The 19,745-nt window shown below is 64.7% G+C and carries 24 protein-coding genes and 1 pseudogene; 12 read left to right on the forward strand and 13 right to left on the reverse strand.

What is annotated here, in order from left to right:
* Positions 1-31: 31 nt before the first annotated feature.
* The gene (locus AC1DVS_RS15385; RefSeq protein WP_478024400.1) at positions 32-400 is read right to left on the reverse strand and encodes an EF-hand domain-containing protein; all 369 of its coding nucleotides are present in this window, start codon (positions 398-400) and stop codon (positions 32-34) included.
* A 162-nt stretch (positions 401-562) separates the two neighbouring features.
* On the opposite strand from AC1DVS_RS15385, the gene AC1DVS_RS15390 reads away from it, so the two are divergent.
* On the forward strand, positions 563-1,750 hold the full coding sequence (locus AC1DVS_RS15390) for a cation:proton antiporter (RefSeq protein WP_478024402.1): 1,188 nt from the start codon (positions 563-565) through the stop codon (positions 1,748-1,750).
* A gap of 53 nt (positions 1,751-1,803) precedes the next feature.
* On the opposite strand, the gene AC1DVS_RS15395 is transcribed toward AC1DVS_RS15390, so the two are convergent.
* The 6 genes from AC1DVS_RS15395 to hflK all read right to left on the reverse strand — a co-directional run bounded on the left by AC1DVS_RS15395 (position 1,804) and on the right by hflK (position 8,914).
* Positions 1,804-3,021, reverse strand: a complete 1,218-nt coding sequence (locus tag AC1DVS_RS15395; protein WP_478024403.1) for a M20 metallopeptidase family protein — start codon at positions 3,019-3,021, stop codon at positions 1,804-1,806.
* A 10-nt stretch (positions 3,022-3,031) separates the two neighbouring features.
* Complete coding sequence (locus AC1DVS_RS15400) at positions 3,032-3,478, reverse strand: hypothetical protein (RefSeq protein WP_478024405.1); 447 nt, start codon at positions 3,476-3,478, stop codon at positions 3,032-3,034.
* A 3-nt stretch (positions 3,479-3,481) separates the two neighbouring features.
* Entirely contained in the window at positions 3,482-5,143 is a 1,662-nt protein-coding gene (locus tag AC1DVS_RS15405) for a helicase HerA-like domain-containing protein (protein ID WP_478024407.1), read from the reverse strand.
* A gap of 104 nt (positions 5,144-5,247) precedes the next feature.
* The gene (locus AC1DVS_RS15410; protein ID WP_478024409.1) at positions 5,248-6,798 is read right to left on the reverse strand and encodes a Do family serine endopeptidase; all 1,551 of its coding nucleotides are present in this window, start codon (positions 6,796-6,798) and stop codon (positions 5,248-5,250) included.
* A 98-nt stretch (positions 6,799-6,896) separates the two neighbouring features.
* Positions 6,897-7,760 (reverse strand): protease modulator HflC, encoded by an 864-nt coding sequence (gene hflC / locus AC1DVS_RS15415; protein ID WP_478024411.1) that lies wholly within the window; start codon positions 7,758-7,760, stop codon positions 6,897-6,899.
* Positions 7,757-8,914, reverse strand: a complete 1,158-nt coding sequence (gene hflK / locus AC1DVS_RS15420) for a protease modulator HflK (RefSeq protein WP_478024412.1) — start codon at positions 8,912-8,914, stop codon at positions 7,757-7,759. The genes hflC and hflK overlap by 4 nt, the downstream gene beginning before the upstream one ends.
* A gap of 71 nt (positions 8,915-8,985) precedes the next feature.
* Between hflK and AC1DVS_RS15425 the strand changes: the two genes are divergently transcribed.
* The 4 genes from AC1DVS_RS15425 (at position 8,986) to AC1DVS_RS15440 (ending at position 11,174) form a co-directional block, all read left to right on the forward strand.
* A complete protein-coding gene (locus AC1DVS_RS15425) occupies positions 8,986-9,948 on the forward strand; it encodes an Mrp/NBP35 family ATP-binding protein (protein WP_478024413.1) in 963 nt (320 codons plus the stop codon).
* A 1-nt stretch (position 9,949) separates the two neighbouring features.
* Positions 9,950-10,381, forward strand: coding sequence for a CoA-binding protein (locus AC1DVS_RS15430; RefSeq protein WP_478024415.1), 432 nt, complete (start codon positions 9,950-9,952; stop codon positions 10,379-10,381).
* Between the two features lie 21 nt (positions 10,382-10,402).
* Positions 10,403-10,762 carry a hypothetical protein gene (locus tag AC1DVS_RS15435; RefSeq protein WP_478024416.1) on the forward strand — a complete coding sequence of 120 codons (360 nt, stop codon included), beginning with the start codon at positions 10,403-10,405 and terminating at the stop codon, positions 10,760-10,762.
* A 61-nt stretch (positions 10,763-10,823) separates the two neighbouring features.
* Positions 10,824-11,174, forward strand: a complete 351-nt coding sequence (locus AC1DVS_RS15440) for a hypothetical protein (RefSeq protein ID WP_478024417.1) — start codon at positions 10,824-10,826, stop codon at positions 11,172-11,174.
* A gap of 19 nt (positions 11,175-11,193) precedes the next feature.
* Here AC1DVS_RS15440 and AC1DVS_RS15445 read toward each other — a convergent pair whose 3' ends face one another.
* From AC1DVS_RS15445 to AC1DVS_RS15455, 3 genes are all read right to left on the reverse strand, one after another.
* On the reverse strand, positions 11,194-12,483 hold the full coding sequence (locus tag AC1DVS_RS15445) for a homoserine dehydrogenase (RefSeq protein WP_478024419.1): 1,290 nt from the start codon (positions 12,481-12,483) through the stop codon (positions 11,194-11,196).
* A 123-nt stretch (positions 12,484-12,606) separates the two neighbouring features.
* Positions 12,607-13,560 (reverse strand): isopenicillin N synthase family dioxygenase, encoded by a 954-nt coding sequence (locus AC1DVS_RS15450; RefSeq protein WP_478024420.1) that lies wholly within the window; start codon positions 13,558-13,560, stop codon positions 12,607-12,609.
* A 68-nt stretch (positions 13,561-13,628) separates the two neighbouring features.
* Positions 13,629-14,144: a hypothetical protein gene (locus AC1DVS_RS15455; RefSeq protein ID WP_478024422.1), complete on the reverse strand. Its 516-nt coding sequence runs from the start codon at positions 14,142-14,144 to the stop codon at positions 13,629-13,631.
* Positions 14,145-14,258: 114 nt separating this feature from the next.
* Between AC1DVS_RS15455 and AC1DVS_RS15460 the strand changes: the two genes are divergently transcribed.
* From AC1DVS_RS15460 to AC1DVS_RS15485, 6 genes are all read left to right on the forward strand, one after another.
* Positions 14,259-15,485, forward strand: a complete 1,227-nt coding sequence (locus tag AC1DVS_RS15460; RefSeq protein ID WP_478024423.1) for a multidrug effflux MFS transporter — start codon at positions 14,259-14,261, stop codon at positions 15,483-15,485.
* Positions 15,486-15,614: 129 nt separating this feature from the next.
* Positions 15,615-15,947, forward strand: a complete 333-nt coding sequence (locus AC1DVS_RS15465; RefSeq protein WP_478024469.1) for a DNA primase — start codon at positions 15,615-15,617, stop codon at positions 15,945-15,947.
* Positions 15,948-16,022: 75 nt separating this feature from the next.
* The gene (locus AC1DVS_RS15470; protein WP_478024424.1) at positions 16,023-16,619 is read left to right on the forward strand and encodes a YdeI/OmpD-associated family protein; all 597 of its coding nucleotides are present in this window, start codon (positions 16,023-16,025) and stop codon (positions 16,617-16,619) included.
* An 81-nt stretch (positions 16,620-16,700) separates the two neighbouring features.
* On the forward strand, positions 16,701-17,144 hold the full coding sequence (locus tag AC1DVS_RS15475) for an ExbD/TolR family protein (protein ID WP_478024426.1): 444 nt from the start codon (positions 16,701-16,703) through the stop codon (positions 17,142-17,144).
* A gap of 63 nt (positions 17,145-17,207) precedes the next feature.
* Positions 17,208-17,864 (forward strand): hypothetical protein, encoded by a 657-nt coding sequence (locus tag AC1DVS_RS15480; protein WP_478024427.1) that lies wholly within the window; start codon positions 17,208-17,210, stop codon positions 17,862-17,864.
* Positions 17,865-17,873: 9 nt separating this feature from the next.
* Entirely contained in the window at positions 17,874-18,209 is a 336-nt protein-coding gene (locus AC1DVS_RS15485; RefSeq protein ID WP_478024428.1) for a DMT family protein, read from the forward strand.
* A 3-nt stretch (positions 18,210-18,212) separates the two neighbouring features.
* Here AC1DVS_RS15485 and AC1DVS_RS15490 read toward each other — a convergent pair whose 3' ends face one another.
* Together AC1DVS_RS15490 and AC1DVS_RS15495 are read right to left on the reverse strand one after the other, a co-directional pair.
* Entirely contained in the window at positions 18,213-18,422 is a 210-nt protein-coding gene (locus AC1DVS_RS15490) for a hypothetical protein (RefSeq protein ID WP_478024430.1), read from the reverse strand.
* A 113-nt stretch (positions 18,423-18,535) separates the two neighbouring features.
* Entirely contained in the window at positions 18,536-18,721 is a 186-nt protein-coding gene (locus tag AC1DVS_RS15495) for a hypothetical protein (RefSeq protein ID WP_478024431.1), read from the reverse strand.
* Positions 18,722-18,798: 77 nt separating this feature from the next.
* Between AC1DVS_RS15495 and AC1DVS_RS15500 the strand changes: the two genes are divergently transcribed.
* Positions 18,799-19,506, forward strand: a complete 708-nt coding sequence (locus tag AC1DVS_RS15500; protein WP_478024433.1) for a Crp/Fnr family transcriptional regulator — start codon at positions 18,799-18,801, stop codon at positions 19,504-19,506.
* A gap of 10 nt (positions 19,507-19,516) precedes the next feature.
* On the opposite strand, the pseudogene AC1DVS_RS15505 reads toward AC1DVS_RS15500, so the two are convergent.
* Positions 19,517-19,745, reverse strand: a pseudogene (locus tag AC1DVS_RS15505) (IS630 family transposase); the annotation flags it as partial.

Here is a 19,745-nt window from a genome sequence, read left to right on the forward strand (position 1 = left end):
TATCGGGGGCCCGAACGGCGCCCCCGACACATCACTGGGCTCCGCCGCCCATGCTGGCCTGCAGCTCTTCCGCATTGAGCGAGCCGTCACCATTCTTGTCGGCCTTTTTGAACAGCTCAGGCGCGGCGGCGGTGTAGGCCTCGTGGGTCACATTCCCCTGGGCATCGACGGCACTGCCGGCCAGCGCGTTCTTCGACATGTCGGTGGCGTCCTGAAGCTTCACGCTCGCCTGACCATTGAAGAAAAAGTTCCAGCCGCCTTCTCGGAAGGCTGTATACTCCGCCACAGTGACCTTGCCGTCATGATCGGCATCAGCAAAGCCAAAAAGGTCGAAATCCTGTGCAGCGGCGGCGCTTCCGACCAGCAGGGTCGATGCGATCAGGATGATGTGTAGGCGCATTGCATTCCTCCCTCATGAGCTTCGCGACCGGCTCAGGCCATCCTGGCGGGTCGCGAATCCTATATTTGATAGGAGCAATAACCTAGCCGCAGGCGAAAGTGCAAACGGCAAGATTGGCCGAAAGCGCTTGCCTCGCCATGGCGAAATCACGACGGTCGAGCGATGGAGCATTTCGATGTCGTGACCCTGGGTCTGCTGCTGTTCGTCGCCTGCCTCGTGGCGATCGTCACGCGCCGGGTCGGGCTGCCCTATGCGATCGGCCTGGTCGTCGCCGGCATCGCTCTCAGCCTTGTCGGCTATCAGAGCCGCATTGCGCTCACGCCTGAACTGATCTTCACCTTCCTGCTGCCGCCGCTCGTGTTCGAGGCATCGCTGCATCTGGGATGGCGCGACTTCAAACGCGAAAGCCCGCTGGTGCTCTCCATCGCTTTCATCGGCACCCTGTTGTCTGCGTTCGTCGTGGCGGCGGGGATGCACTGGCTGGTTGGCTGGGGCTGGCAGGCCGCTTTGCTGTTCGGGTCGCTGATCGCAGCCACTGATCCGGTGTCGGTGATCGCGATGATGAAGGAGCAGAATGCCGAGAAGCGGCTGCGTTTCCTGATGGAATCGGAGAGTCTGGTGAATGACGGCGCTGCCGCCGTCCTGTTTGTGCTCGTGACTGCGTGGATCGCGGGCCAGGATATGACCGCCGGGACGATCGCCCTCTCGCTGGCCAAGACCGTGGTGGGCGGCGTTCTGTGTGGCCTGGTCGTTGCCGGCGGGCTGCTGCTCATCGCGGGGCGTTCAGATGATCACCTGGTGGAGATCACGCTCACCATGCTGGCCGCTTATGGCTCCTTCCTCATCGCGGAAAAGCTCCATGTTTCGGGTGTGCTCGCGACCCTTACGGCCGGCATGCTGATCGGGAACTGGGGCCCCGGGCGCGGGATCACCGAACATGGCAGCGAGGCGATGCTGCGGTTCTGGGACTTTGCCGCCTTCCTCGCGAACTCGATTATCTTCCTGCTCATCGGCACCCGTGAAGCATCGCAGTCGCTGTCCGCCTTCCTGGTGCCGGCGGCGGTCGCAACCATGCTCGTGCTGGTCGGCCGCGCCACCGCAGTCTATCCGATCGCTGCGCTTTTTCGCCGATCGGCGCTCGCGACCAGCCGGATGATGCAGCATATTCTTTTCTGGGGAGGCCTGCGCGGAGCGCTTGCCCTCGCTCTGGCGCTTGCCGTGCCAGCGACGCTCCCCGAGCACGAAGCCCTAATCGGCGTGGCTTTCGCGGTAGTGGCCTTCTCGATCTTCGTGCAGGGCCTCACCGTTCCCTTGCTGCTGAAAGCCGCCAGCATCCGAAGTGACGCTTAGCCTTCGCGCAATATCCAATCCGAATTGACGTGCGCTACTGGTCGAAAGCGAGCCTAGTCGAAGCCGTTATCGAGGAACTGCTCGGCCACCGCGCAGTGTAGCGCCACGCCACGTGCCATCACCTCTTCCTCGATCGTCATCTTCGTGTTGTGGAGCGGCGGGTTGGTGCCGGGCTCGGTGCCGGTGCGGGCGACGCCGATAAACGACATGGCACCGGGGATCTCGCGGAGCACATAGGAGAAATCCTCGCCGCCCATGATCGGCGCGGCCATGGTGTGCCAGGCCGATTCGCCGCCCAGCCTCTCCGCCACGCCGCGCATAAGGGAAAGCGCGCGCGGGTCGTTCATCGTCACCGGATAGCCGTCGTCGATCACCACCTCGGCGGTGCAGCCATGCGCGGCGGCGATCATCTCGGCGATTCGGGTCAGCCCCGCGCGCGCTTTGCTGCGCGTTGCGCTGGAAAGCGTGCGGAGCGTGCCCTTCAGCTTCACCTCGTCGGGCACGATGTTGTACGCCGAGCCGGCGTTGATCTGGGTGATCGAGAGCACGGCCGGATCAGTGACCGGGATCTGGCGCGCGACGAAAGTGCTGAGCGCGGTGACGATCTCGCAGGCGACCGGGATCGGGTCGATCCCTTCGTGCGGCATCGCCGCATGCCCGCCTTTGCCCCGCACCGTGATGTTCAGCGCATCGGTCGATGCAAGCAGCGCGCCCGGGCGGCTGCAGATCATGCCCGCGGGCGCATTGGGCATGATGTGGAGCGCAAAGGCTGCCTCGGGGCGCGGCTCGTCGAGCAGCCCGTCCTCGATCATGAAGCGGGCGCCGTGATAGCCTTCCTCGCCGGGCTGGAACATGAAGACGACCGATCCCGAGAGGCTCTCGCGCCGCGCACACAGTGCGCGGGCGGCGCCGACCAGCATCGCACTGTGCGCATCATGCCCGCAGGCGTGCATCGCGCCCGGCACCTGCGAGGCGAAGTCGAGGCCGGTCTCCTCCTGCATCGGCAGCGCATCCATGTCGCCGCGCAGCAGTACGGTCCGGCCATTGTCCCGCCCGCCGCGCAGGATCGCGACGAAGCCGGTGGTCGATGTGCTGTCGCGATATTCGAGCGGCAGGCCGGCCAGCGCCGCCTTGATCTTCTCGGTGGTGCGCGGGCAGTGGAGGCCGATCTCGGGATCGGCATGGATCGCCCGTCGGAGTTCGACCACATCGGCAAGCTCAGCCTCGCCGGCGGCGCCCCAGTCGGTCGCCGAGTCGATTCCGAGATCCATCACATGTTCCTCATTCTGCTGCGTCTTTCAACGATCCGCCGCCCCCGCGACTCGGCTGCCTGCACACTATCTCAGTCTCGGTCGTGCGTCGAAAGTTCAGCAAACCAAGCTCGTTGATCTTGAAGGGCCAGGCTTCGAACGAGGGCTTGCCGTCGGCCATGACGCGACACACGCTCGTCCCTTGCGTCGATCCGTTGGGTGCGACCAGGATCGCCTCATAGTCGAGAAGTTTGGGGTCGTTGTTCTCGACCTCCAGCACCGTCATCTTGTCCTGAACCTTCAGGCTGACCCGCACTTCTCCGGGCCCGAGCTTGCGTGCCAAGTCGGCCTTGGGGACGATGATCGTCACCGTGCCGTCGCTTTCCGGGCGGATGATCATCGCATCACCGGGCTGTATCGCGACACCGGTCAGCGGGTGGGTGGCGGCCTGGAGCAGCAGCGCGAGCGCGATGAGCATGGATTATCTCCCCTTGAACAACCCGCCCAATACCCCGCGCACCAGGCCGCCGATAATCCCGGCACCAGCCCCGCGCGACGAGCCGAACACAGCCTTCGAAACCTCGTTCGCCACCTGACGCCCCACCGCCGAGGAGGCCGAGCGGGTGGCGGAGGTGATCGCGCGATTCCACGGCGAATTGGCGGCGGCACGGGCTTCGGCGGCCTGTTGCTGTGCCGCGAGCCGCGCCTGGCGATCGGCCTCGCGCTGGTCGGCGAGGCGCTGGCGCTCCGCATCCTTGGCTGCGCGGGCATCTTCCTTGGCTTGCGCCGCGGCTGCCTTGTCGGCTTCGGTCTTCGCTGCTGCCTCGGCGGCAGCAGCGCTCGCTTCCTGCGATTTGGCGGAGATCAGTTCCTCGGCGGACTCACGGTCGACCAGTGTATCGTATTTGGCGCCGATCGGGTCGGTATCGATCATCACCTTGCGCTCGGCCGGCGTCACCGGACCGACCCGCGAGCGCGGCGGCTTGATCAGCGCGCGCTCGACCGGAGCGGGCGCGCCGTCCGGCTGCAGCAGCGATACCAGGGCCTCGCCGACCTTAAGCTCGGTGATCGCGGTCGCGACATCGACATCCGGATTGACGCGGAAGGTTTCGGCGGCGGACTTCACTGCCTGCTGATCGCGCGGCGTGAAGGCGTGGAGCGCATGCTGCACCCGGTTGCCGAGCTGCCCCGCGACCGTGTCGGGAATATCGATCGGGTTCTGCGTGATGAAATAGATGCCGACCCCCTTCGAACGGATCAGCCGCACGACCTGCTCGATCTTCTCGAGCAACGCCTTGGGGGCAGCGTCGAACAGCAGATGCGCCTCGTCGAAGAAGAAGACGAGCACCGGCTTGTCGGGATCGCCGACCTCGGGGAGATGCTCGAACAGCTCGCTCATCAGCCAGAGCAGGAAGGTCGAATAGAGCTTGGGGCTCGCCATCAATTTGTCGGCGGCGAGGATGTTGACGATGCCCCGGCCTTTGTCGTCCAGCCCGATGAAATCGGCCATCGCCAGCGCCGGCTCGCCGAAGAAATGTTCGCCTCCCTGGCTGCGGAGCTGGAGCAGCGAACGCTGGATCGTGCCGATGCTCTGCTTCGTGATATTGCCGTACGTGGTAGTCAGCTCGTCGGCACGCTCGCCGCAGCTGACCAGCATCGCCTGAAGGTCGTCGAGGTCGAGCAGCAACATGCCGTCCTTGTCAGCGACGGTGAAGGCGATGGTCAGCACGCCCTCCTGCACCTCGTTCAGGTCCATCAGCCGCGAGAGAAGGAGCGGGCCCATCTCACTGACAGTGGTGCGGATCGGGTGGCCCTGCTCGCCGTACAGATCCCAGAACTGCACTGGATTGTCGGCATAGGACCAGTCGTCATAGCCGATCTCCTTCGCCCTGGCGGCGAAGATCTCGTGCATCTTCGATGTCGGCGATCCGGCCATGGCGAGGCCGGAAAGATCGCCCTTCACATCAGCGACGAAGCAGGGGACGCCGGCTGCGGAGAAGCCGTCGATGATGCCCTGAATGGTGACTGTCTTGCCGGTGCCGGTCGCGCCCGCGATCAGGCCGTGGCGATTGGCGCGCTTCAGTTCGAGCTGCTGGCGCAGGCCTGCCGCGTTCGCGCCGATGAAGATGCTGGTGTCCGCCATTTTCGCTCTCCAGGTGAAAGAGCGGCTATCGCCTGAAACGGCGAGAGACGGAAGACGGGGATGCAAATTCCTCCCCGGGCAAAACCCGGGGAGGAATGGAAAGATCAGCTCTTGATCTTGACCGGCACGTACCGGCCTGGAGTCTTGCCGCGCTGGACGAACAGCACGATCTGAGCACGGCCGGCGCTCTTCGCCTGCGTGATCTGCGCTGCGAGATCGGCAGCGGTCCGGGTCGGGACGTTGTTCGCCGACAGGATCACGTCGCCGCGCTGCAGGCCCTTGGTCGCCGAGTCGCTCGACGGATCGACCGCGACCACAACCACACCCTTGATCGTCGGGTCGATCTGCAGGCTGCGGGCGATGCCGGGCGTGAGCGGCTGCACCGACAGGCCGATCGCACTGGCGCTCGCCTGCTGGCCGGTCTGCGGGCTGTTGTCGGGGATGCCGTCGCTATCGTCATCGCCGCCGCCGACCAGGCTGGCGAGCTCGTCTTCGGAAGGGCGGGTGCCGATCGTGGCGGTGACGGTCTGGCGCTTGCCGTCGCGGATGATCTCGATCGGCGCTTTGGTGCCCGGCGCCAGATTGGCGACGAGATAGCTGAGCGTCTGATCGGGCGTCACGTCCTTGCCGGCGACGCGGACGACGACATCGCCCTGCTTCAGGCCGGCCTTGTCGGCACCCTGTCCAGGCTCGATCCGCGAGATCAGCTCGCCCTGATTGGCGGGCAGGCCCCAGGCGCTGGCGAGATCGTCGGTGACGGGCTGGATGCCGATGCCGAGATAGCCGCGCTTGATCGCGGTGCCTTTCATCAGGGTGTCGATGATCGGCTTGGCTTCCTCGGCCGGGATCGCGAAGCCGATGCCGACATTGCCGCCCGATGGCGACAGGATCTGCGAGTTGATGCCGATGACATTGCCGCTGAGATCGAACATCGGGCCGCCGGAGTTGCCCTGGTTGATCGAGGCGTCGGTCTGGATGAAGCGGTCATAGGCGCCGCCCTGACCGGTGACGCGATGCAGTGCCGAGACGATTCCGGCGGTCACGGTCGAGCCGAGGCCGAACGGGTTGCCGATCGCAACGACCCAATCGCCGACACGGGCGCGCGTCGAATCGCCGAACTTCACGAACGGCAGCCCGGTCGCTTCGATCTTGAGCAGCGCGAGATCCGACGACGGATCGCGGCCGATCAGCTTGGCGGTATATTCCTTGCGGTTGATCAGAATGACTTTGATCGATTCGACCGTCGCGCCTTTGGCGCCGGCCGCGATCACATGGTTGTTGGTCACGACATAGCCGTCAGGCGAGATGATGAAGCCCGAGCCGAGCGACTGAGCTTCGCGCGTGATCGGCTGGCCGTTACCGCCCTGATCGCCACCGTTGAACTGTCCGAACAGGTCGCCAAATGGCGTACCCGCGAACGGATTGGTCGGTTGCTGCACCGTGACGCGTTGCGTGGTGGAGATATTGACGACCGCCGGCTGGAGCGTCGCGACCATGTCGGCGAAGCTCATCGGCGCGCCGGCCTTGGGAGCGGCGGCGGCGATCGCGCCAGGCTCGTTCTGGGCGGTCTGGCCAGCAGGTGGCTGGTCGAGCGTCATGGCTGCGGCTGCACCACTAAGGAGCAGGGCACCGGTGATGGCGTAAGCGTAGCGCACTAGAAAAATTTCCTCTCGTCTGCCGATGGCGACAACTGTCCGTGTTACGGATGGTTGCTGAACGGCGATTGAATATGAACCGTCTGAAAGTTTACCCCTCAGCGGCCTCCCTGGAATTCTTTGAGATATCCGCTGTTGGGCGACATGATGATCGCGGTCGAGCCGCCCTGCGGGTAGTTTGGATCTACGCCGAACGTGCGCTTGTAGGACTGCATCGCCCGATAGAAGTTGTAGAAATCGGGGTCCTGATTGAAGCTCGCAGCGTAAATCGCTGTGGCTCGCGCCTCGGCCTCCGCAGCGATGATCTTTGCTTCCTTGGCACCCTCGGCGCGAATGGTCAGGGCCTGCTGCTGGCGCTGGGTTTTCATGCGCTTGAGCGCCGATTCGAGCGGGGTGCCGCTGGGCAGATCGGCATGCTTGATGCGCACGTCCACGATCTCGACGCCATATTGCGACGCGAGCCGCTGCAGCCGGTTCTGGATATTGTCCATCACCTTGTCGCGCTCGGGCGTGAGCAGGACCTTGAACGGCTGATTGCCGAGTTCGTTGCGGATCGAGGTGCCGAGCAGCTGGACCAGTGCGTCGGTCACGCCCGTTTCGCTGCGCGCCGTCACCACCATGCGCAGCGGATCGACCACGCGGAACCGCGCATAGGCATCCACGATCAGCGGCAGCTGGTCCGAGGAGAGCACCTGCTGATTCTCATATTCGGCATCGAGGATACGCTTATCGACCCATACGATCCGATCCATGAAAGGTATCTTCGCGATCAGGCCGGCGCCGGTGTTGCCGAAGCGTTCGCCCTTTTGATAGGCGTTGACGGTGCGCTGTGGCTGCTCGAAACGCAGGATCACCACCTGCTTGGTTTCCGGCACGATCGCAAAGGTGCTGGCGAGCAGGATCAGTACGAGCAGCGCGGCGATGCCGAGCGTGACCGGGTTGCGGATGAATGACGCGCTCATTTTGCGTTTCCGTTCACGGTGATATCCGGCTCGGCAAGCTTCTTGCCCTGAGAGAGCGGGAGGTAAGGCATTACGCCAGGCGTCTCGACGATGGTCTTGTCGGTCTTGGCCAGTACCGACTCCATCGTTTCATAATACATGCGGCGTTTGGTCACCTCGGGCGCGAGCTTGTACTGGTCATAGACCTTGGCGAACTGTGTGGCCTCGCCTTCGGCCCCGGCAATCAGCTGCTGGGCATAACCCTGGGCGTTGTTCCGCGCCGCGACTGCGTCCTGCTGTGCGGCGGTCACGTCCTTGAACGCGTCGTTGACTTCCTGCGGCGGCACCGCCTGCTTGATCGCAACGCCCTGTACCAGGATGCCCGATTTATAATCGTCGAGGATGCGCTGCATCCGCTCCTGCACTTCAGTCTCGATTCTCGAGCGACCGGCGCCCATCGCCTGGTCCAGGTTCATGTTCGCGACGACTTCGCGCATCGCGCTTTCGGCGGAGGCGCGGACTGTCGCCTTCGGGTCGGCGATCTGGAAGACATAGTCTGCCGGATTGTTGATGTTCCACCGCACCGAAAAGGCAAGATCGAGAATATTCTGGTCGGCCGTGATCATCAGGTTGGGGCCGCCTGGATCCGGGAAATTCTCGGTCTGGATGTTCTGGACATCGACCTTGGTCACGTCGGCGATCGGCGCGGGCAGGGTGATTCGGACGCCGGTGTCGAGCGTGCCGGCATAGCGGCCGAACATGGTCACGACGCCGCGCTGCTGCGGGGCGATCTGATGGAAGCTGGTGAAGAGAACCCAGATTACGACAACCGCGCCGATGCCGAGCACCCAGAGCGCGCGCGGGCCTGGCGTGCCCGGGATATGCGGCCGTCCGCCGCCCGATCCACCGCCGCCGCCGCCACGGGCGCGCCGCAGGAATTCGTCTAGTGCGCTCGGTCCGGGCGTGCGCGGGCGGCCTGTCGGGGGTGTCGCCCAAGGATTGCGCGGGCCTTCCTTGCCCCCGCCGGATCCCCCACCTGAGCCGTCGCCGGATCCCCCGCTGCCGCCACTACCGCCTTTATCGTCATTGCCGGAGCCGCCGCCCCCCCAGGGGCTTTTCGGAATATCGGCGTTGAGGATGGTGAAGCGCTGAAACCAGCCCTGAAGGATCGTCATTCCTCTCTTATAGGTGCGCGGGCTTACGAAAAACAGTGGCAAGCGGTGATGACCGCCCTATCTGCGCAATGATGACCGATATCAGCCAGATCGACGCCGCCCTTTCCCCCATCGCCGGCAAGCGTGCGACCGCTCGAATCGAGGGCGACCGGGCGAGTATCATCCTCGACGTGACCGGGCTCGATGCTCCGGCGCGCGAGGCGATAGAGCGCGATGTGAAGGCGGCGGCCGAGGGCGTGGCGGGAATCGCGACCGTGCGGATCGCGCTGACCAGCCAGCGCACGCGGCGCCTGTTGATCGCGGTGGCGAGCGGCAAAGGTGGGGTCGGGAAATCGACTGTCTCGGCAAATCTCGCGATCGGCCTCCAGCGTCTCGGCCGGCGGGTGGGGCTGGTCGATGCCGATATCTATGGGCCGTCACAGCCCAAGCTGATGGGCGTCGAAGGATCGCGACCCACCGCCAAGGACAAATTGCTCGAGCCGGTCGCGACGCCTTACGGCGTGCCTTTGCTTTCGATGGGCCAGCTCGTCGCGGCCGACCAGGCGATCGCGTGGCGCGGGCCGATGGCTGCCGGCGCGCTCGGCCAGCTGGTCGATGCCGATTGGGCTGCGCAGGATACCTTGGTGGTCGATCTGCCGCCGGGCACCGGCGATGTGCAGCTGACCATGATCCAGAAGCACAAGCCGGCCGGCGCGGTGATCGTATCCACGCCGCAGGACCTCGCGCTGATCGACGCGCGGCGGGCGATCGAGCTGTTCGTCAAGGCGGGGGTGCCGATCATCGGCCTCGTCGAGAACATGGCGGGCTATGCCTGCCCGCATTGCGGCGAGGTCTCCGATCCGTTCGGGCGCGGCGGCGCTGAGGCGGCTGCAGCCGAACTCGGTATCGATTTTCTCGGCAGGATTCCGCTCGACATCGCGATCCGTTCGGCGTCCGATGCCGGCACGCCGCCGGCTGCGCGGAACGGGCCCGAGGGCCTCGCGTTCACCGGGATCGCCCAGCGGGTGTTCCACTGGATTGAACAGGGAGGATAGGGTGCCACTCACCAGCGACGCCGATATCAAGGCCCTGCTCGAACAGACCCGCACGATCGCGATGGTCGGCGCGTCCGATCGGCCGGACCGCCCTTCCTACCGCGTGATGCAGACGCTCCAGGCGCATGGCTACCGGGTGATCCCGGTCAATCCGCAGATCACCGGCGAGCATATTCACGGCGAGTTCGTGTTCCGCGACTTGAATCAGCTTGGCGATCCGATCGATCTGGTCGATATCTTCCGCAATTCGGCAGCGGCTGGCGAGGCCGTCGATCAGGCCATCGCGGTGGGTGCGAAAGCGGTGTGGATGCAGCTGGGCGTGATCAATGAGGAAGCGGCGGCGCGGGCCGAGGCGGCCGGCCTGAAGGTGGTGATGAACCGCTGCCCGGCGATCGAACTACCCCGGCTCGGAATCGCGAAGGTCGGGAACTGAACCATATTCGGGGGACAGGCGATGTTGGCTATCTTGCTGATCGTTGCGGGGCAATCCGCCGCTGCGCAGGCTGCTGTGGCGCACTACCGCGCGGTGACTGCGGCGGGGCCGCGGTGCAACACCGCCGCTAATGGCACTGACATCACCGTCTGCGCCCGCCGCAACGCCGATCGCTATCGTCTGCCGCTGGTCGAGCAGACCGCCGGCAACCCCAAGATCCAGGATGTCTCGGCAGAACGCGAGCGCCTGTTTGCCCGCACATCGAATTGCCAGGAGAAATCGCTTTTCCTCATCGGCTGCGGCAAGGTCGGGGTCGGCGCAACGGCAGGTTTCGGCCCGGGCGGCGTTTACGGCGCGCGCCTTCGCCCGCTGGCGCCGTGAACCGCAACCTATTGATAGCTGGGCGGTTGTTCTCCCGGGTAGCGTAACAGGGAACAAAGACATGCTTGCGATCACCATATTGCTGCTGGCGGCATCTCCAACCACGCATCATGTCCGTACCGCCCATCCGGCGCGGATCGTTCATCACGGGCGCGTGGCCCGCAAGGCGCGACGCCCGCTCAGCCTCACCTCGCGGAAATTGCGGGTGACCATCGCCGACGCGAAGCCGCGCTCGCCCTATCGCCTGCCGCTCGATGTCGCGTCGGAGCCTAGCGCCAAGGATATCGCGCTCAACGAGCGCGGCACGCGCTGCGCGCTGATCGGCCAGACAATCTGTCCGCGCCGCACCCGCACGATCATCAGGATGGGCGAAGCCTCACCCGTGAAGATGCCCAGAGACGCGCCGCACTGATGCGCCGCACTGATAAGGCTTAGGCGAGGATGTGCATCCACATCGGCTGACCGACGAGGCTCTGCGATCCGCGCAGCTTTTCGAGGGCTTGGGCGACTGAACGCTCCGGCCCTTCATGGGTGACGATCGCGACAAGCACAGTGCCGTCTGCCATGGCGCCGCGCTGCATCAGGCTTTCGATCGAGACGCCGGCATCGCGCATCGCCGCCGCGATCTCGGCCAGCACGCCGACCTTGTCGGCAACGGTGAAGCGCACATAAGCGCGGCCGCGGCGTTCGCCGGTGTCGGCGGTTGTGGGCGTCGCCAGCGCATCGACTGGCATCGCATAAGCCGGGCCGAATTCGCCGCGGGCGATGTCGATCAGGTCCGCGACCACCGCTGAAGCGGTCGGGCCGTCGCCCGCACCGGCGCCCTGGAACAGCAGCCGGCCCACGAAATTGCCCTCGGCCACCACTGCATTGGTCGCACCCGTCACATGCGCGAGCGGGTGGCTGGTGGGGACGAGATGCGGATGAACCCGCTGTAACAGGCCGCCAGCATTGTCCTCGGCAATGCCAAGCAGCCGGATGCGATACCCAAGCGCTGCCGCCTCGGCGATATCGGCACCGAGCAGATGGCGGATGCCGCTGGTCGCCACATCGCCAAAGGCTGGCCGGGTGCCGAAGGCGAGGCTGGCGAGGATCGACAGCTTGTGCGCCGCGTCGACCCCGTCGATGTCGAAGCTCGGATCGGCCTCGGCAAAACCAAGCGCCTGCGCCTCGGCAAGCACCTCGGCGAAGTCGCGGCCCTCCTCCTCCATCTTGGTCAGGATGAAATTGCAGGTGCCGTTGAGGATGCCGTAAACGCGCGCGATCTCGTTCGCCGCCGCGCCTTCGCGTAACCCCTTGATGACCGGGATGCCGCCGGCGACAGCCGCTTCGAACTTCAGCGCGACCTTGGCCGTCTCGGCGGCGCGGGCAAGTTCCAGGCCGTGATGGGCGAGCATCGCCTTGTTCGCGGTAACCAGGCTCTTCCCGCCGGCGAGCGTTGCCCGGGCAAGCGCCAGCGCCGGGCCATCGGACCCGCCGACCAGCTCGACCACCACATCCGCGCCTTCGTGATGGGCAAGCGCGGTCGTGTCATCGATCCATTCGAACCGGCTGATATCCACGCCGCGATCCTTGGCCCGGTCGCGCGCGGAAATCGCGACGATCTCGATCGGCCGGCCGGCGCGGCGCGCGATCAGCGCTCCATTCGCATCGATCAGGCGGATCACGCCGCCGCCGACGGTACCAAGCCCGGCAAGGGCGACGCGCAAGGGTTTGGTCATTGCTTTTCCACTTCGTCACCCCGGACTTGTTCCGGGGTCCACTGATCGGCAGGCGCAGGCGCCGAAGATCGAAGCTGCGCTAGCGGAGGAATGGATGCCGGAACAAGTCCGGCATGACGAAATCTATTTCTTCACCAGCCCGATCTCGACCAGCCGCTCGTGGAGATAGTCGTGCGCCGTGATCGGCGTCGGGTAGCGATTGGGGTTTTCCGCGGTGATGCAGCCCGGCAGCGTCTCGATCAGGAAATCGGGCGCCGGGTGAAGGAAGAAGGGCATGGAATAGCGCGAATGGCCGCGCCGCTCGGGCGGCGGATTGACCACGCGGTGAGTCGTCGAGGGCAGGACATGGTTGGTCAGGCGCTGAAGCATGTCGCCGACATTGACGACCATCGCGCCCTCGGGCGGGCGGATCGCGAGCCACTTGCCGTCCCGGTCGAGCAGCTCGAGGCCAGCCTCCTCGGCGCCGAGGAGAAGGGTGATGAGGTTGATATCCTCATGCGCCCCGGCGCGGACGCCTTCGGCATCGGCGGGGATCGGCGGATAATGGAGCAGCCGCAGGATCGAGTTGCCGTCCTCGACAGCGTGATCGAACCAGTTTGGCGCGAGCTTGAGATGGCGGGCAATTGCCGAGAGCAGCCGGTCGCCGGCCCGGTCGAACGCTTCGAACAGTTCGAGGAACACGGATTTGAAGCCCTCGGGCCGGGTCGGCCAGATATTGGCGGGCATATCGGCGGCGAAGCGATGATCGGCGGGGAGGTCACGGCCGACATGCCAGAACTCTTTCAGGTCGACATGCTTCGCATCCTTGGCGATCTCGGTCTTGAACGGCGTATAGCCGCGCTGCCCGCCGCCCGCGGGTGTGAAATAGCTGCGCTTTTCCTCCTCGGGCAGCTCGAACAGCGCCCTGGTTTCGGCCCAGGCGCGATCGATCAGGTCCTGCGGCACGCCGTGATCGGCGATGACCGCAAAGCCGAAGCGCTCGAACGATCCGCCAAGCGCGGCGGCAAAGGCCTCGGGGTCAGCGGCCTCGTCCTTCATCGAGAGGGCAGGGACCTGGGCTGAGGGAGTATCGAGCATCGGCGTGTTCCGTACGCATGTTTCAACGAACGCGGGAGCATAGACCCCCGCATCCGCTGCGTACAGGTTCAGCTGACGGTGATGGTGCCCTTCGACTTGTCCGCGCCATCGGGCGAGAGATCGAGCTTGAAGGGCTTCTTCTCATTGGTCGTGCCGACCAGGCCGTCGCCGCTCGCCGAAAGCGTGAAGCCGGCGGCACTCAGCTTCTGCTGATACCAGTCGCGCACGGTAGCGGTCGAGGCGGGGCTGGCGAAGCTGACGCGGACGGTGCCGCTATCGTCGTCATCGCCGGCCTTGCCACCGCTATGCGCGTCGATGTTCATCGCCGAAATCGTCGAGCCGGGGTAGAGATGCACCCCGTTCATGTCGAAATCCTTGGAGTCGAGATGCAGCTTGGGCAGGTTGATCTTGCCCGAAAAGCCCGGCGCGTTGATCGCGACCGCGCCTGAATTGCCGTCCATGCTGGCGACAACATTGCCGTCGCTGTCGGTGGAGTTGAGCGAAATGCTTGTGCCGTCCTTCGAACCGTCGCAGGCGCTTAGCGTTGCGGTGAGAATGAGCGCGGCGGCCAGGGGGCGAAACATCCGTATCTCCTAGGTGAATTACTAAGATAACACACTAAGGTCATACCCGCAGCCCGTCAAGTTATCGTGCTTCTGGGGGTGACCTTGCGAGCATCATCTGCAACAGGCGTGGCCATGACCGCAATGCAGCATTCCGAGTCAGCCAACACGTCGCCGATCGGCTTTCGCGAATTCGTCGTGATGGTCGCCTCGCTGATGGCGATCGGCGCGATCGGTGTCGACACGATGCTGCCCGCGCTGCCAGCGATCGGCGCGCAGCTGCATGTGGTGACCGAGAATGAGCGCCAATATGTCATCTCCATCTACCTGATCGGCCTTGGCCTCGGGCAGCTGATCCACGGGCCGCTGGCTGACCGGTTCGGGCGCCGCCCGATCCTTATCGCCGCTCTGTCGATCTACGGGGTCGCCAATGTGGTGGCGGCCTTCTCGGCGAGCTTTCCGCTGCTGCTCATGGCGCGACTCTTCGGTGCCGTCGCAATTGCGGCAACGCGCGTGGTGACGATCGCCCTGGTACGCGATTGCTATTCGGGCCGCGCGATGGCGCGGGTGATGAGCCTCGTCATCATCGTCTTCATGATTGCGCCGGTCATGGCGCCGAGCCTCGGTCAGTTCATCCTGTTGTTCGGGTCCTGGCGGCTGATCTTCAGCGTCATCGCCACGCTCACCGCGATCGTACTCATCTGGTTCGCGCTTCGCATGCCCGAGACGCTGGCGGGTGAGCGCTTACCCTTTTCCATCGCGCGGCTGCTCCAGGGTTATCGCACGACCGTCACCAATCGCTGGTCGCTCGGCTATGCGCTGGCGGCGACGGCGCTGCAGGGCGCGCTGTTCGGGTACATCACCTCAGTGCAACAGGTTGTCACCACGGTATTCCACGAGCCCAAACAGCTCAACCTGGTGTTCGGGGGGACGGCCGGGATGATGGCGGTGGCGAATTTGCTCAACTCGCGCGTGGTGATGCGGCTGGGGTCGCGCCTGTTGTCGCACAGCGCGGTCGTCATCCTGATCGCGCTGTCGGCGATCAATCTGGTAATCCAGCGACTGGGCGGCGAAAACCTGGTCATGTTCGTCATCCTCCAGGCTCTGACGATGGGGTGCCTTGGCCTTGCCACCGCCAATTTCTCGGCGATGGCGATGCAGGACATGGGCAAGATCGCCGGCACTGCCTCGAGCGTGCAGGGTTTCTGCAGCGTCACCCTGGGCGCGCTGATCGGCACGATGATCGGCCAGTCCTTTGCCGGGACGACGGTGCCGATGCATCTGGGTTTCCTGTGCTGCGGCATCGTCGCGCTTGCGGTCGTCGCAGTCACTGAGCGCGGCCGGCTGTTCCGGCCGGCCTGAACGCGCCCCTTGGGCAGGCGCCCGCGATTCTTAACATATTTTATTCCCGCAGCGAAGGAACCCTAAACCTCGTCCGCCGTTCGCCGACTATGATATCGTGAAGCTCTGCGATGGAGACGTACCATGACCATGGGTGGCTATCAGGTGCCTGGCGAGGGCACCGGGGACGACGGTTACGACGAAGAGGGCTATGACGAGAGCCAGCGCGCCGAAATCCTCGAAGTCACACGCGACGGCCCGACTGACGGCACGATCCTGACTGACCTCAGCCCGGACGTCGGCGATGACGACGACGATGACGACGATATCGAGATGGACAGTGACGAACTCGGCCAGGAAGACGACGACTCCGATGAGGACGAGGACGATCTCACCGAAGACGAACTCCAGGACGATCTGGACGACGACGATATCGATGAGGACGATCTCAGCGATGAGGATGATGCCGCGCTGAGGCCCTGAACCGGGCGGCGGAGCCGGATTGACCGCTCCCGCCCGCGCTGCATAGGATCACCGGCGGAACCGGGAGCCACCGCCATGCCGACTGATCCCCGCATCGACGCCTATATCGCGCGTCAGGCCGATTTCGCGCGGCCGATCCTCGATCACATCCGTGCGCGGGTCCACGCCGCCTGCCCAGATGTGACCGAGACGATCAAATGGAGTCGGCCGTTTTTCGATTATCACGGTCACCCGCTTGCGATCATGTCCGGTTTCAAGGCGCATGCGAGTTTCGGCTTCTGGCGGCGCGACGCGCTGGCGACGGGCATGGAAGGCGATGCGATGGGCCAGTTCGGGCGCCTGACCTCGGTCGCCGACCTGCCCGACGATGCCGAGCTCGAACGTCTCGTGCAGGAGGCGATGGCGCTGGTCGATGCCGGAGACGGCGCGATCAAGCGCAAGGCGCGGCCGTCCAAGCCCGAGGCCGAAATACCGCCCGAACTCGCCGAGGCACTGGCGCGGGACGGTGCCGCGGCGGCGACCTTCAAGGCCTTCCCGCCGAGCTGCCGGCGCGAATATTGCGAATGGGTCGGCGAGGCCAAAAGGCCCGAGACTAAAGCGAGGCGAGTCGGCGAGACGATCGCGCTGCTCCGCGAGGGCAAACGCAGGAACTGGAAATACGAAGAATGCTGACCGTTTGAGGTCGTGATTTTAGCACTTGCCGATCAGGTCTTTCATGATATGGTGTAACGTCACCAATTAAGGGAGGACATGATGAGCGCACGCGCAATCGCAATCCGGTCGCAGGCCACCCGCGACTTCGAACCCCTCTCCGAGCTGAACATCACGCCGCTGATCGATGTGATGCTCGTGCTGCTGGTGATGATGATCCTGTCGATACCGACGATGACCCATAAGGTGCCGCTGAATCTGCCACAGATCGGCAGCACCTCGCCGAGCCCACCGGTAGTCCACCTGATCGATCTCGATGCCAAAGGCGTGGTCAGCTGGGACGGCACGCCGGTCGATACCAAAGCCCTTCAAGCCCATCTCGCCGCGGCGCAGCCCGATCCGAATGTGCAGGTGCAGATTCGCGCCGATGCGGCCGCGCGCTATGAGCGGTTCGACCAGACCCTCGCCGTGATCGAGCGCTCCGGGATCACGAAGCTGGGCTTTATCGGCAACGAGCGGTTCAAGGATTTCACCGCCGGGAAATAAGCGGCGGCGGAACGTTGCGGCGAGACGCGGCGTTAGGGGCATCCGTCATGAAAAGGCTGCCCCTTGCGCTATCTCGCCGCACTTTCCCTCCTGCTGATGGCCGGCTGCTCCGCGGGCAAGGATGTCGCCGCCAACCAGACGATCGACATCAATGCCGCCGCCGTCCAGGCACAGGGTAGCGTCGACGCTTATGCCGCCAATGTGGCGGCGGATCCCAGCCCCACCGCCACACCAACGCCCACTCAGGAGCCCGCGCCTCTGAACCCCCCGGCGCCCGGGACGCCGGGCGGACTGCCGGACGATCGCACGCCCGTCTCGGAAGCGCCCTTCACGCCGAACAGCGCACAGGGCGCGGCCAATGTCGTTCAGACCTATTATGCGCTGATCGGTGAAGGGAAATATGCCCGGGCCCGGTCGCTCTGGGCCGATGGCGGCAAGGCGTCAGGTACCAATCCCGATGCTTTCGCAGCGCGGTTCGCCCGTTATTCGGAATATCACGCCAATATCGGCGCGCCCGGCGATGTGGATGCGGGGGCGGGTCAGCGTTATGTGACGGTGCCGGTGCAGATCTCAGCCCGGCTCAAAAAGGGTGGCGCCCCAGAATATCAGATCGGCAGCGTCACGCTCCACCGCACCGCCGATATCGACGGCGCGACCGCCGAGCAGAAAAGCTGGCACATTCGCAGCATCGACTTGAAGCCGGCACCGACACGGCCATAAGGTCGGCCGATGCCGACGCTTTTGCTGCTGATCGCCTCCAACTGCTTCATGACGATCGCCTGGTACTGGCATCTGAAGGGCGGCATGACGAAGCCGATCTTCGTCGTGATCCTGATCAGCTGGGGCATCGCCCTGTTCGAATATTGCCTCGCGGTGCCGGCTAACCGCCTCGGTTATGCGTCGGGCTGGAGCGGCGGGCAGCTGAAGATCGCGCAGGAGGTGATTGCGCTGGTCGTGTTCGGCGTCTTCATGGTGACGGTGCTCGGCGAACCGCTCGGCTGGCGCCATCTCGGCGCGTTCGCCTGCCTTGTCGGCGCGGCGGCGTTTATGTTCGGGGGACGCTGAGCCTCAATTCCCGTTCATCATCCCGGCGAGGATCTCGAGATCGCTGTTCTGGACAGCCTCGCCGGTCGCGTCGGTATCGGCCGGCGCGCTCGCATTCGCCGCCGGGTCTTTGCGGTCCGGAGCATAGCCGGCGACATCTACCGCGAACMACAGGATGCCGGCCGCCCAGAGCAGCGCCGCCCAACGGCTTCGGAAGAGTTTGGCATAAAGCACGCCACCTCATGCGCCCGCATTGGTTAAGAGCATTCTCGACCGCGTGGTAAATGGCAGGCGGCGACATTCCCGCGCCGGCTTGATCCGGGTAAAGGTGAATTCCCGTGCCGCCGCTATTTGGAGCGCTTCGCGTCCTCGGTCTGGCGGCCCGCCTCGGTCGCTGCCTTGGCCATTGCCGCAGCGGATTTCGCTGCGGCATGGGGGGTGAAGGACAAGGCCAGGCCGTCGGGTCCGTCGAGCATGACTTCGCCCTGCTCGGCCGTAGCTTTGGTTGGAGTGTCGTGCGGTTTATTGGACATAATGCTATCTACCTGCGCAACATGAAAAAACTAACGCCAGCGGGACGCGCAGGGTTCCGGAAAAAAGGTGGAGACCGATGTACACGCGATCCTTTCTCCAGACCCACCGCGTCCCGAAGCTGAGCGATGTGGAGACTGCATCGCTCGAAGCGTCGGTGGCGCGCACCGCCGATTACCGGGCCAAGCAGGTCATTGTCCGCCAGCAGGTGCCGCTCAGTCAGTGCACCTTGCTGCTCGAAGGGTTCATCGAACGCTACAAGGATACGCCCGAGGGGCGGCGGCAGATCCTGGCGATCCATGTGCCGGGCGATTTCGTCGATCTCCACAGCTACCCGCTCAAGCGGCTCGAACATTCGGTTGCCGCGCTGACTCAGGTCAAGGTCGCCCTGTTCCCGCACGCCGCGATCCGCGCGCTCACCGAGCAATCGGCGACGCTGACTGAGCTGCTCTGGCGCTCCACCCTGATCGACGCTGCGATCAACCGCGAATGGATCGTATCGATCGGGGCCCGCTCGGCCGCGGTCCGAATGGCGCACCTGTTTTGCGAACTCTATGTGCGCCTCGAGCGGATCGGCATGGTCGATGGCCTGCGCTTCGCGCTCCCGCTGACCCAGATCGACCTCGCCGACGCGACGGGGCTGACCGCGGTCCATGCCAACCGGATGCTGCGGCAGTTGCGCGAAAAGGGGCTGGTCGAATTCCGCTCGGGCGAAGTGACGATCCTCGACTGGCCGGCGTTGCAGGTCTTCGGCGATTTCGATCCGGGCTATCTGTTCTTCGACTAGTCACCTGAATCTAAAGTTCGGTGCATAATGTTTGCTCGGTCTTTTGACAGAAGCGTTTGACGGCGGCGAGGATATCGTCGGCGGATTTGGTCCATCGGAAAGGCTTTGGATTGGCGTTGTGCCGATCGATGAAGCTTCGGATATCGGCTTCGAGTTGGGCTGTGGAAGTGTGGACACCGCGCTGGATTTGCTTGCGGGTGAGTTCGGCGAACCAACGCTCGACCTGATTGATCCACGAC

The organism is Sphingomonas sp. P3_C5, assembly GCF_056402635.1.

Bases quoted from the DNA above. Each gene is read 5' to 3' on its own strand.
- AC1DVS_RS15390 (WP_478024402.1), top strand. From the start codon at position 563: ATGGAGCATTTCGATGTCGTGACCCTGGGTCTGCTGCTGTTCGTCGCC.
- AC1DVS_RS15385 (WP_478024400.1), bottom strand. From the start codon at position 400: ATGCGCCTACACATCATCCTGATCGCATCGACCCTGCTGGTCGGAAGC.
- hflC (WP_478024411.1), bottom strand. From the start codon at position 7,760: ATGAGCGCGTCATTCATCCGCAACCCGGTCACGCTCGGCATCGCCGCG.
- hflK (WP_478024412.1), bottom strand. From the start codon at position 8,914: ATGACGATCCTTCAGGGCTGGTTTCAGCGCTTCACCATCCTCAACGCC.
- AC1DVS_RS15470 (WP_478024424.1), top strand. From the start codon at position 16,023: ATGCCGACTGATCCCCGCATCGACGCCTATATCGCGCGTCAGGCCGAT.
- AC1DVS_RS15475 (WP_478024426.1), top strand. From the start codon at position 16,701: ATGAGCGCACGCGCAATCGCAATCCGGTCGCAGGCCACCCGCGACTTC.
- AC1DVS_RS15445 (WP_478024419.1), bottom strand. From the start codon at position 12,483: ATGACCAAACCCTTGCGCGTCGCCCTTGCCGGGCTTGGTACCGTCGGC.
- AC1DVS_RS15500 (WP_478024433.1), top strand. From the start codon at position 18,799: ATGTACACGCGATCCTTTCTCCAGACCCACCGCGTCCCGAAGCTGAGC.
- AC1DVS_RS15400 (WP_478024405.1), bottom strand. From the start codon at position 3,478: ATGCTCATCGCGCTCGCGCTGCTGCTCCAGGCCGCCACCCACCCGCTG.
- AC1DVS_RS15495 (WP_478024431.1), bottom strand. From the start codon at position 18,721: ATGTCCAATAAACCGCACGACACTCCAACCAAAGCTACGGCCGAGCAG.
- AC1DVS_RS15405 (WP_478024407.1), bottom strand. From the start codon at position 5,143: ATGGCGGACACCAGCATCTTCATCGGCGCGAACGCGGCAGGCCTGCGC.
- AC1DVS_RS15425 (WP_478024413.1), top strand. From the start codon at position 8,986: ATGACCGATATCAGCCAGATCGACGCCGCCCTTTCCCCCATCGCCGGC.
- AC1DVS_RS15465 (WP_478024469.1), top strand. From the start codon at position 15,615: ATGGGTGGCTATCAGGTGCCTGGCGAGGGCACCGGGGACGACGGTTAC.
- AC1DVS_RS15435 (WP_478024416.1), top strand. From the start codon at position 10,403: ATGTTGGCTATCTTGCTGATCGTTGCGGGGCAATCCGCCGCTGCGCAG.
- AC1DVS_RS15440 (WP_478024417.1), top strand. From the start codon at position 10,824: ATGCTTGCGATCACCATATTGCTGCTGGCGGCATCTCCAACCACGCAT.
- AC1DVS_RS15395 (WP_478024403.1), bottom strand. From the start codon at position 3,021: ATGGATCTCGGAATCGACTCGGCGACCGACTGGGGCGCCGCCGGCGAG.
- AC1DVS_RS15455 (WP_478024422.1), bottom strand. From the start codon at position 14,144: ATGTTTCGCCCCCTGGCCGCCGCGCTCATTCTCACCGCAACGCTAAGC.
- AC1DVS_RS15450 (WP_478024420.1), bottom strand. From the start codon at position 13,560: ATGCTCGATACTCCCTCAGCCCAGGTCCCTGCCCTCTCGATGAAGGAC.
- AC1DVS_RS15485 (WP_478024428.1), top strand. From the start codon at position 17,874: ATGCCGACGCTTTTGCTGCTGATCGCCTCCAACTGCTTCATGACGATC.
- AC1DVS_RS15460 (WP_478024423.1), top strand. From the start codon at position 14,259: ATGACCGCAATGCAGCATTCCGAGTCAGCCAACACGTCGCCGATCGGC.